10 protein-coding genes are annotated in these 10,653 nt (G+C 72.9%); 4 read left to right on the forward strand and 6 right to left on the reverse strand.

Annotated features, from left to right (window positions below; genetic code table 11):
* Window positions 1-426: 426 nt before the first annotated feature.
* Window positions 427-870, reverse strand: a complete 444-nt coding sequence (locus tag AB0E96_RS32135) for a helix-turn-helix domain-containing protein (protein WP_359829308.1) — start codon at window positions 868-870, stop codon at window positions 427-429.
* A gap of 134 nt (window positions 871-1,004) precedes the next feature.
* Between AB0E96_RS32135 and AB0E96_RS32140 the strand changes: the two genes are divergently transcribed.
* Complete coding sequence (locus AB0E96_RS32140; protein WP_359829309.1) at window positions 1,005-2,225, forward strand: MFS transporter; 1,221 nt, start codon at window positions 1,005-1,007, stop codon at window positions 2,223-2,225.
* Window positions 2,226-2,247: 22 nt separating this feature from the next.
* Here the strand turns inward: AB0E96_RS32140 and AB0E96_RS32145 are convergent, their stop codons facing one another.
* Window positions 2,248-2,667: a DUF4259 domain-containing protein gene (locus AB0E96_RS32145; RefSeq protein WP_359829310.1), complete on the reverse strand. Its 420-nt coding sequence runs from the start codon at window positions 2,665-2,667 to the stop codon at window positions 2,248-2,250.
* A 120-nt stretch (window positions 2,668-2,787) separates the two neighbouring features.
* Between AB0E96_RS32145 and AB0E96_RS32150 the strand changes: the two genes are divergently transcribed.
* Window positions 2,788-3,597 (forward strand): nucleotidyltransferase domain-containing protein, encoded by an 810-nt coding sequence (locus tag AB0E96_RS32150; protein ID WP_359829311.1) that lies wholly within the window; start codon window positions 2,788-2,790, stop codon window positions 3,595-3,597.
* 606 nt (window positions 3,598-4,203) lie between these two features.
* Window positions 4,204-4,920, forward strand: a complete 717-nt coding sequence (locus AB0E96_RS32155) for a histidine kinase dimerization/phosphoacceptor domain-containing protein (protein ID WP_359829312.1) — start codon at window positions 4,204-4,206, stop codon at window positions 4,918-4,920.
* A gap of 187 nt (window positions 4,921-5,107) precedes the next feature.
* Here the strand turns inward: AB0E96_RS32155 and AB0E96_RS32160 are convergent, their stop codons facing one another.
* The gene (locus AB0E96_RS32160) at window positions 5,108-6,070 is read right to left on the reverse strand and encodes a helix-turn-helix domain-containing protein (RefSeq protein WP_359829313.1); all 963 of its coding nucleotides are present in this window, start codon (window positions 6,068-6,070) and stop codon (window positions 5,108-5,110) included.
* A gap of 343 nt (window positions 6,071-6,413) precedes the next feature.
* Between AB0E96_RS32160 and AB0E96_RS32165 the strand changes: the two genes are divergently transcribed.
* Entirely contained in the window at window positions 6,414-6,770 is a 357-nt protein-coding gene (locus AB0E96_RS32165) for a hypothetical protein (protein WP_359829314.1), read from the forward strand.
* A gap of 199 nt (window positions 6,771-6,969) precedes the next feature.
* Here the strand turns inward: AB0E96_RS32165 and AB0E96_RS32170 are convergent, their stop codons facing one another.
* The 3 genes from AB0E96_RS32170 to AB0E96_RS32180 all read right to left on the reverse strand — a co-directional run.
* Complete coding sequence (locus tag AB0E96_RS32170) at window positions 6,970-7,383, reverse strand: SsgA family sporulation/cell division regulator (RefSeq protein WP_359829315.1); 414 nt, start codon at window positions 7,381-7,383, stop codon at window positions 6,970-6,972.
* A 1,151-nt stretch (window positions 7,384-8,534) separates the two neighbouring features.
* The gene (locus tag AB0E96_RS32175; RefSeq protein WP_359829316.1) at window positions 8,535-10,163 is read right to left on the reverse strand and encodes an LCP family protein; all 1,629 of its coding nucleotides are present in this window, start codon (window positions 10,161-10,163) and stop codon (window positions 8,535-8,537) included.
* Window positions 10,156-10,653, reverse strand: a 498-nt coding sequence (locus AB0E96_RS32180; RefSeq protein WP_359829317.1) for a DUF6542 domain-containing protein, incomplete at its 5' end; no start/stop codon positions are given. The genes AB0E96_RS32175 and AB0E96_RS32180, both read right to left, overlap by 8 nt.

Below are 10,653 nucleotides of genomic sequence, written 5' to 3' on the forward strand. Positions count from 1 at the left end.
CGCGGCCCGGGTGGTGGGCTGGTGCATGCCGCCTCCTCCTCGCTCGCGGGGTCCACCGCGGCCGGCCGGGCGCGGGGGCGGTCCGCGCCCGATCGACGGTCCGGTCGGTGTCCGTCGGCTCCCGGCCGGTGTCCGCCAGGGTTTCCAGAGTGGCGGACGGCCGACGGGCACGCTCGGCGACGCCCCGCGCACCCGCTGCGGCGGCGAGCGGGGGTGACGGAACCCGAAGCGGAGACCGGCGGCAGTCGCCGGCCGCGGCGGCCACCGTGCCGATCGCGCCCGCCGGGCCGCCGGGACTCGGCCGTTCCGCCCGCGCCGGAGGCCACCATGCGGGCCCCGACCGATCCCGGGCAGCCCCCGTTCACCCCGTCGGCGCAGCAGCCGGGTGGCGCACGCCGCCGCGGGGCGACGGCACCCGCGCGTCCCTCAGGGCAGCAGGACCCGCGCGTCCTCGGGGCCGAGCACCCGGCCGTCCGCCGAGTGCACCTCGACCGGCGCGACGGGCACGCCGGACCGGCTGTCCACCAGGCGCGCCCGGGGCTCACCCTCCGTGAAGAACCACTGGTCGCCCCACTGCCGCAGCGCCGTGATCACCGGGAACAGCGCGCGGCCCTTCTCGGTGAGCAGGTACTCCTGGTAGGGGCTGCCGTCGGCGGCCGGCGCGAGCTCGAACACCCCGTTGGCGACCAGGTTGGCGAGTCGGGCCGACAGGATGTTCTTGGCCAGGCCGAGGTTCTTCTGGAACTGCCCGAAGCGGCGCAGCCCGTCGAACGCGTCCCGGACGATCAGCAGCGTCCAGCCGTCGCCGACGACGTCGAGCGGGCGGGCGACCGGGCAGGTCGACTCCTCGTGCGTGGTGCGTTTCGGCACTTCTCCCACCTCTCAGCGCCCTGCGGTCGGCGCCCAGCCTACCGATCACGTTGTGGTTGCTTATCGAAACCACGATATGCCATGGTGTCGCGGTATCACTTTGAAACCACCTTGCCCTCCGAGGGAGTCCGCCCATGACCTCTCCCAGCGACCTGGCCGACGACACGGCCGACGCCCGCACCGGTGCCCCACCACGCGGCCTGTCACCCGCCGTCGCCTGGCTGCTCTCCGTCGCCTGCGGCCTCGCCGTGGCCAACGTGTACTACTCGCAACCGCTGCTCGACCTGATCGCCCGGGACTACGGCATCGCCCCCGCGACCATCGGCCTGGTCGGCACCCTCACCCAGACGGGCTACGCCCTGGGGCTGCTGCTGCTCGTGCCACTCGGCGACCACGTAAACCGCCGCACCCTGATCACCTCCCAGCTCGGCCTGTCCGTCCTCGCCCTCCTCGCCGTCGCAGTCGCCCCCTCCGCCCCGCTGCTGCTCGTCGCGATGGCCGCCGTCGGCACCCTCGCGGTCGTCGCCCAGGTGGTCGTCGCCTACTCCGCCCAACTCGCCGCCCCGGGCGACCAGGGCCGGGTGGTCGGCACCGTGACCAGCGGCATCGTCGTCGGCATCCTGCTCGCCCGCACCGTCGCCGGGACCATCGGCGACCTGGCCGGCTGGCGAGCCGTCTACGTTGTCTCCGCCGTCGCGACCGCCGCCATGGCCCTCGCCGTCGCGGCCGCCGTCCCGTCCGAGCGGCACCGGACGGCCGAACGGATCAGCTACCCGCGCCTGGTCGGCTCGGTGTTCACGCTCTTCGCCCAGGAGCGCGTGCTCCGCACCCGGGCCGTCCTGGCGCTGCTCGGCTTCACCTCCGTGACCGTGCTGCTCACTCCGATGGTGCTCCCGCTCGCCGCACCCCCCTTCGAACTCAGCCACACCCAGATCGGGCTCTTCGGACTCGCCGGCGCCGCCGGAGCGCTCGGCGCCGGGTACGCGGGCCGCCAGGCCGACCGCGGCCGGGCCGAACGCACCACCGGCATCGGTCTGACGGCCATGCTGGTCGGCTGGATCCCGGCCGTGCTGCTGCCGCACTCGGTCTGGTGGCTGGTGCTCGCCATGGTGGTGATCGACTACGGCCTGCAGTCCGTCCACGTCGCCAACCAGCACCTGCTCTACCAAGTCCGCCCCGAGGCGCAGAGCCGCCTGACCGCCGGCTACATGCTGCTCTACTCCGCCGGCTGCGGCGCGGGCGCGATCCTGTCCACCGTCGTCCACGACCGCGGCGGCTGGACGGCCGTCTGCCTGCTCGGCGCCGCCACCAGCCTCCTCGCGCTCGGCTACTGGTGGACGGCGGCCCGCCGGTGACGGCCGCCCGGCCCCCGGCCGCCTACCCGTTCGCCGACGACGCCGCGGCCAGGACCTCCCGCAGGGCCCGTATGCCCTCGCGCCAGGCCGGACCGCTCTCCGTCTCGTCCCACAGCTCCGCGAGCTCCGACTCCTCCGCCACCACCCGGTCGAGCGCCCGCACCGCGAGCGGCCGGAGCTCGGCGGAGAGCGGCGGCACCGGCTCCTTGGGGCCATAGGCCGTGGTCACCGCCGCCCCGCCCGGGCACTGGGCCGCCACCAGCGCGGCGGCGGCGACCGCCTCCACCGCCTCGTCGGAGTCCAGGAACTCCTCCGCCCCGACCGCGCTCAGCAGCGCCGACCGCAGCAGCGCCTCGCGCTCGCCCGGCGCCGCGTCGTCCAGGCCGCCGCTGAAGTCCGCCGCCGAGTCGTTGTCGAAGTGCCCGATGTCCCAGGTGCCCATGCCGATCCCCTCACGCCGTTCGTGTTCGTGTGCGACGGATGCTTGCACACCCCACTGACAATCCGCCGGGCCGACGGATATTCGCTGGTCAACGCGGCGGCGGTGGGGCAGGGTGCCCTCATGACCACCACTCAGGGGCTGGACCGGGACGGCTTCATCGCCCGCGAGGGCTCGCTCGACCGCGTGCCCCCGGCGTTCGCGCCGGTGGTCGCGGCCGCCCGCGAGCGGATCGCCGCGGCCTTCGCCCCCGAACTGCTGCACAGCGCCTACCTCTACGGCAGCGTGCCGCGCGGCACCGCGATCCCGGGCGTCTCCGACCTCGACGTCCTGCTCGCCCTGCACCACGAACCCACCCCCGCGGACCGGGCGGCGGCCGACGCCCTCGGAGCCGCGCTCGACGCCGAGTTCGCCCAGGTCAACGGCGTCGGCGTGGAGCTCGCCGGCGTCGGCACGCTGCTCAGCGAGCTGGAGCGGCACGACCTCGGCTGGATGGTCGCCTGCCTCTGCACCCCGCTGCTCGGCGAGGATCTCGCCACCCGGCTCCCCCGCTACCGCCCCACCTCGCTGCTCGCCAGGGAGACCAACGGCGACCTCGCCCTGGTTCTCCCGCGCTGGCGCGAGGGCCTGGCCGCCGCCACCACGGACACCGAGCTGCGCGGCCTCTCCCGTGGCATCTCCCGCCGGCTCGTCCGCACCTGCTTCACCCTGGTGATGCCCCGTCAGGGCGGCTGGACGAGCGACCTCGCCGCCTCCGCCGAGGCCTTCGCCGCCCACTACCCCGAGCACGCCACCCACGCCCGCCTCGCCGCCGCGATCGCCCGCACCCCCACCGCCGACCGGTCCGCCCTGACCGCGCTCGTCGACGGCCTGGGCTCCTGGCTCGCCACCGAGTACGCCGCCGTCCACGGCGTGAAGGCGCCCCGCCCGTGACGGAACCGGCGGGCGGCGAGCCGCCCGCCTGTGCGCGGGGCCTTCCCCGATTCGGGACGCGTGCGGACCGGTGCTGGGGTTCTCGCGTGCGGGCCGCCGGAGGGCCGTTGGTCCCGAAAACCGGGACCAAGGAACCATCTTCAGGGGAATCGGACGGCACGGCCTCCCCTTCTTTTCGTGATGTGTCACGATATTCCCGCGACCGCACCACCGCGGCGGCCCCGAGAGAACGCCTCCCGCCGGGCCCTTGTGAAGGTCCTTCACCACACGGTCCGGGCAGCAGCCACCGCATCGCGCGACGAGGACGTGCCGGCCCTCGGCCTCGCCTCTGCGGCTGGCACTCGGCGCCCAGGCGCGTGACGGCCTTTCGGGACGGCGCAGCCGACACCGGCGAGGGCGGCCCGGCCGACGGGCTCGTCATCAGCCGCGTTGCCGGAACGGCAACGGGCTGCGCTCCCGCCGCGGCCATCGGAGGTTCCGTCGACGGCCCGGGTAGTGCGGTCACCGGCCTGATCGATGGCCGGCTCGTGGCACACGACCCCATCGCCCGCGACGTCGAAGCGGACTCGCATCACGGCGAGCCATCACGAACGGGAGATCTTGCCCATGCTCCGAACGGTCCGCCGGGGCCTCGCCCGGATCCCGGCTTCTCCGGTCCTGTTGTCCGACCTCCTCTGGGCGTCGGCGATCCTGCTGTCCTTCGTCCTCGGACCTCGATCAGCCTCTGTTCGGGAAGGCGCCTTCTGTCTGACCCTCGCGACACTCGTGGCCCTTCGCCACCGAGCACCCGCGCTCGTGGTCACCACCGGTTCCGCGGTCTGGGTGATCCAGGCCGCGGTCGGCGTCCACGCATCCGTGTGGGGCGTCGGCTATCTCCTGCTGGTCCACGCCGCGGGAGAACTCGCCACGGGCAGGCAGTCGTGGCTCCCTCTGATCGCTGCTTCGCTCAGCGCCCTCCTGGTCTCCTGGAAGGCCCCGGTCTTCCTCGTCCCGATCGTCCTCTGCTGGAACTGGGGCCGAAGGAGCAGAGAACACCGTGCCCGGCTGAGTGAGTTGAAGGACCGCGCGGCGCGGCTGGAGCGCGAACGGGAGGAGATCCGGTCGAAGGTGGTGGTCGCCGCCGAGCAGGCCAGGATCGCCCACGAGCTGCACGATGTGGTCGCCCACAACATCTCGGTGATGGTCATTCAGGCCGACGCCGCCGCCTGTGTGCTCGACAGTTCCCCGCAGCAGGCGAAGGAGATGGTGGACACCATCGCCTCCACCGGACGGGCGGCCCAGATCGAGTTGAACCGCCCGCTGGGCATACTGCGCGGCAGCTGAGCGGGCAGGTTCGATCAGGCACCCGCTGTGACCGGCCGGCCGGCCGCCGACGCAGCGCACCAGTGACCCGGGGCTCGGGGCTCGGGGCTCGGGGCTCGGGGCTCGGGGCCGCAGCCGCCCGGGGTGCCGGTCACCACAGCGGGTGGCCAGAGAGCGGGCGGACGGGCGGACGGGCGACAGCGGGACGTCAGCCCGCCGGCCGCCGGTTGCTCTTTCGGTAGGCGGAGGGGGTGATGCCGTGCGCTCTCCGGAAGGCGCGCCGCATCACCTCGGCGCTGGAAAAGCCCGTCGACCTCGCCACCGTCTCCAGGCTGTCCTGCGGGCACTCCACCAGCCTTCGGCAGGCCGCCTGCAGGCGCACCTGGGCGACGTACCGGCCCGGCGACAGGCCGGTCTCGGCGGTGAAGGCACGGGTGAACTGACGGGGCGACAGGGCTGCTCGGGAGGCAAGCGTCTCGACGGTGAGTTCTGCGCCGGGGTGGTCGACGATCCACTCCAGTATCCGCCGGAGTCCACCCCTTCCGGCCGCTGCCAGCCGTAGCTGGGTGCTGATCTGTCCTTGGTTGTGGGTCCGGCGAAGGAACACCACCAGCTGTCGGGCGACCTCCAGGGCAAGGTCCGGACCGTGATCGGCCTCCACGAGGTCCAGGGCCACGTCGATGCCGCTCGTCATGCCGGCCGATGTCCACACCCGCCCGTCACCGGCGTAGACCGGCTCGGAGTCGCCCCGCACGGACGGGAAGCACGTGGTCATGGCCGGGGCGAGCCGCCAGTGCGTCACGGTGCGGCGCCCGTCCAACAGGCCGGCGGCGGCGAGCGTGAAGACGCCCCCGTACACCGCGACGACCCTGCGGATCTCGGAGGCGTGGTCCTTGAGCCAGTCGACCACGTCCGGGTCGATCGAGGCACAGGGGATCACCACGGTGTCGGGTGGGGGCTCCTCCGCCAGCGCCGCCTGCGCGACCACGACGAGTCCACCGCTGGCGGTCACCGACCTTCCGCCCGGGCTGGCCGTGCGCAACCTGTACGCAGGTCGGGCACGACCCGACTCCGAAAGGCGGTTGGCCCATTCGAAGACCGTCATCGGTCCGGTGATGTCGAGGGTTTCCATGTCATCCGACAAGACGAAGAGCAGGTTCCGGTTCGTCATGGAAGGTCATGAAAGCCGCAAACAGTGGCAAATGCCAAGCTCGATGCACGGATGCGCCCCGGGGTAACACGGGGTTCACAACGGCCGGGATCCATCGGGACACATGTCCCACCGTGAAGGACATCAGGCCCCGAGAGCCTGCCGCACCAGCCGTCAGCGAAGGCAGGATCTGATTCGTCATGTTTCGCCCGGATATCGGGCCGAATGGAAAGAGATCGACCATGCGAAGCCCCTGCCTCTTCCCCACGACGACAGCCGTCCTGACGGCCCCCCTCCTCCCGGGAACCACTCCGGCCGCGCAGGCTGCCGACGGCTGCACCGACTCCGCCCGGGACAACCGCTCGTGATCACCGCCGCGATCATCACGCCGGTGCCCGAGCACCGGCAGCGGGCCGCACTCCGGCACCTGTCCGAGGGCCGGTCGGCGGACGCGCTGAAGGCGTTGCGGGACGAGTCCGATCTACCGCCTGTCCACGCTCCCGCCGCGCTGGCAGTACTGGCGAAGCGCAACCTTCCGGTGACCGCGGAGGACGCGGCCGCGGTGCTCGCGGAGCACGAGCCCGCGCTGCGGGACGCGCTTCGGGGCCTCCTGGGAGCAGGGCGTCGTCGTGAGGCCCTGCTTCTCCTGCGGGAGGCCACGGGAGTGGGCGTCATCACCGCCCGGCGGATCGCGGCCAGGATCGCACCGGCCCCGTCCTGAAGCCTGCCGCAGAGCGCGGGCCGTCCGCGATCAGCAGCCGTTCCACGCCCCGTCGAGGGCGTGGAACGGCTGCCGAACGCCTTTCAGACCGCGCACGTGACAGGGGAACACCGCCGGTCGGCGCACATCCGGTGACGCCCCCGCTCCGCCGCGCCCCGCCATTCCGGGCGGCGACAGCCGCCGCGGATCCCGGGTTCTCTCACCATCCGTACAGGATGGTGGCGAGTTCGGCTTCGATGCTTTCTTCGGTGGACTCCTCTCCGACCGGAATCAGCGCTTCGGTCCGGGAGAGGAAGGCGGACAGCGGCGCCACCGAGGCGAAGAGCCGGGCGGAACCCTCGGGGGAGAAAAGCGAGATGCGAACCTTCGAGAGATCCTTGCCGACGGGGCAGACGCGGATGTCCCCCTCACCGACCGGTCCGCGTATCCCGTCGACCAGCAGTTCCCGCGCGAGGAACCAGGTGACCGGCGCTTCGTCGGGAAAGCGGAAGGCGAGTCGGACGGCGTACGGATCGCTGGTGGTGTATTTCAGGCCCACCGGAACACGGAGGGCACCCCCGGCCGGAAGCGCGAGGTTCATCACCAGGCATCCCTGAACTGTCATGTGCTGCATGGCGTCAGTACCTCTCGTTCAGCCCGTGTGCCGACGACGCTCGGTCGGATGGCAGGCAGGCATGTCTTCGACGGACTTTGCGACGGGTTATGCAACTGCTCCCCTGCCAGGTCCGGCCCGAAGCCCCGGGTGGGGATTCGACACCGCGCAACGGACTTGGAACAGAGGCCTTTCACGCCGGAGGACGGTCGCCCGGCCGAGCGCTGGGGCAATGGCTTGTGGGCCGATTCCCTTGGGGCAACCCTTGCCATTCGACGGCTCGGCTCGCAAGGAGTGACGCGAAAGATTCCGGAGAAAGGACTCAAGGCCCCACCGCAGTGGGACGTGCGGCCCAGGAGCAACAGGTCGGAACCCGCAATTCAGGACGGGAATGAGACCTACCGCCCGTGCGGAGACCTCGGATGCATCGCTCGTCGCTATGCTTCATTCCATTCGATTGACACCCGGCTGCTGCGCTCGAATCGCGGAAAGGTCCCGGCCGCGTGGGAGAGGGGACTCCTCCCCGGGCCGGCGGATCACGACAGCCCCGTCAGGTACGACGGAAAGACCGCTCCGGCTTTCCGCCCCCCACCACCCAGGATCTCCGGAACCGAACGACTCGGCACGGCACGGCACGGCCGGTCATTCGCCGGACGGACACCCGTTTCCGAGAACAGAGGAGCAACCTCGCATGCGTAACGATCAGTTTCCCTTGGCTGCCCTGGCGGCTGCTCTGGCCGCTGTCAAGGCAGCGGCCAGGGCAGGTGCGAGGCCCCGGCCGGGCCGTCCCCCGAAGGCTGCTCCCGGCAGCCGGTCGCTGCGGCACGACGCTCGTTCCGCGCCGGGTCCGGAGCCGATCGGGGACAGCCCGGCAGGCCGAACCGGCTTCATCCCGCGGATGAGGCCGAGGAGCGAGGACTGACCGGCCAGCGGTGTCATCGCCTGACGGAGGAACGCGGCCGGCCGACGGAGGAAGCGGGCCGGGGTCTTCCGGCTGGAGGTGCGCCGGCGGGCCCGATCCGGCCCTCGACGCCCCGAGCCTCCGGCCGGTCGCGGAGCGCGGTTGCGGCAACGGCCTCCGCCGGAGCTCCCGGACGGCTCCCCGCCCGGGCCGGGCACCGAGCCCGGGCCGAGGAGCCGACCGGGGCTGAGCACCCGCCGCTGCCGGGGCATCAGTCCACGCACGGGATCCCGCCCGCCTTCACGGGCGGCCCCTGCATCGGCAGCCCCGCCGCGGGATCGGCGGAGGGGTCCCCGGCGGGCCCGGTGGCCGCGGCGGCGGACGGAGCGGCCGACGGGCTCGGGGTGCGGATGACGGCGAGGGTGACCAGGACGCGGCCCGCCGGGACCACCGTCGAGTAGGTGGCGGTCACCCCGTAGCGGGCGGCGAGGCGCTGGGCGTCGGCCCTGGCCCCGGGCCCGTACACGACCGAGGTGGCCCGGGTCCTGGCCGGGGCGTCGCCGATCCGGCCCGCCTGGTAGCCGAGTTCGGCCAGCGCCCTGGACTCGTTGGCCGCCGCCCCCGCCCCCGCGGCCGCGTTGACGTCGACCACCGACTTGGGCGCCGCGCTCGGCGTGGCGGTGGGCGAGGGGGCCGGTTCGCCCGACGCTTCCCCGGGCGTGGCGGCCGGGGCGGCCGGGGCGGCCGGGGCGGGCTCGTGGTTGAACAGCTGCCGGACGATCCGCCTGATCAGCTGCGGGTTGACGGTGTTGACCTCCTGTCCGCCGACCGTCTTGAAGCCGCTGATCGGCAGGGTGTTGAACTCCACGTTGCCGCCCGTCAGGTTGGGCGCCTGCTGGGCGAAGTCGAGGATGTTCCACTCGTCGTCGATGACCACGTCCTTCTTCACCACCGCGAACAGCTTCTGCATCTGCCCGAAGTCGTTCAGGATGCCCTGCTGCTTGAGCTTGTACTCCACGGAGGACAGGAACGCCTGTTGCCGGTGGGTGCGGTCGAGGTCGCCGTTGGTGAGGTGGTGGCGCTGGCGGACGAAGGAGAGCGCCTGCGCGGCGTTGAGGGAGCTGATCCCGGCCGGGAGCCTGAGGCCGGTGCCGCCGCCCTCGTGGGTGGCGGTGCGGGCGATGATCGGGTCGTCCACCGGGTGGTTGAGGCAGACCTGGACCGGCTCGACCGCCTTGGCGATGTCGTAGAAGCCGATCAGGTTCACCTCCGCGAAGTGGTCGATGGGGACGTCCAGGAAGCTCTGCACGGTCTGGATGGTGGCCGAGCGGCCGGCCTCCCGGCTCTGCCGTTCCAGGGCCGCCTTGGAGAGCCCCTTGCCCGCGAGCTTCTGTTCGGCGGCCTCCTTGGCGATGCCGTACGCCTCCTTGATCTTGTGCATCCGGCCGTCGGCGCCGACTGTCTGCACGTAGTCGTCGCGCGGGACGGAGAGCGCGGTGACCCTGCCGCCGTTGGCCGGGATGTGCAGCACGATCAGGGCGTTGGTGTTGTAGCCGCCGATCTCGCTGGAGCCGGCGTGGAGTTCGTCCTCCACGAACTGCCTGGGCAGGTCGTTGCCGTCCATGTCCTTGCGGCTGTCCAGGCCGATCAGCAGCAGGTTGACGGACTTGTCGAGGTGCGGCGGGGCGTTCCTCTTGGCCTCGCTCAGCGCGGTGGACTTGATCATGCCGTCGTCCAGGCTGCGGTACTCGTACCAGGTGAAGCCGCTGGCACCGAGCACGGCGGCCGAGACGGTGCAGGCCAGGGTGCGCCCGGCGACGGTCAGCGGGGCGGCGGCGCGGATCGGGTCGTGGCCGCGCCGACCGCGGCCGACGGTACGGCCGTTGCCGCGCTCAGCCACGGCGGCCCCTTCCGGCCGGGGCCGCCGTCCTGCCGGTTCGGCGGCGTACCGGTACCGCCCGCGTGCGGCGGCCCGCCGCGGTGCGGAGCGCGATGACGGCGAGCGCCACCGCCACGGCCGCGGCCATCACCGGGAACGCCCCGACGACCCAGCGCAGCGCGCCGGTGCCGAGGTTCTTCCCCCGGTAGCTCCCGGGGTGCGCCAGGTACTCCACGCCCGAGGCGGTGAGCAGCACCACGACCGGGGCGGCCGTCACCACCCACCACCGGCCGGTCCGGCTGCAGAGCAGCGCGGCGGCGGCCGTCCCGAGCACCGAGCCCACCGTGAACAGGAGGCCGACGCCCGGCCCGTCGAGTTCGTCCGCGACCGCTCCGAGCAGCGGCAGCCCGACCGCCGAGAGCGCGGCCGCGATGCCGCCGCGCCGGCGTGCCTGCTGCCGGCGGCGGGCGGCGCCGGGGCGCGGCGCGCGGACCTGCCGGGGCGCCCCCGG

It is taken from the genome of Kitasatospora sp. NPDC036755 (assembly GCF_040636595.1).
Taxonomy (GTDB): domain Bacteria; phylum Actinomycetota; class Actinomycetes; order Streptomycetales; family Streptomycetaceae; genus Kitasatospora.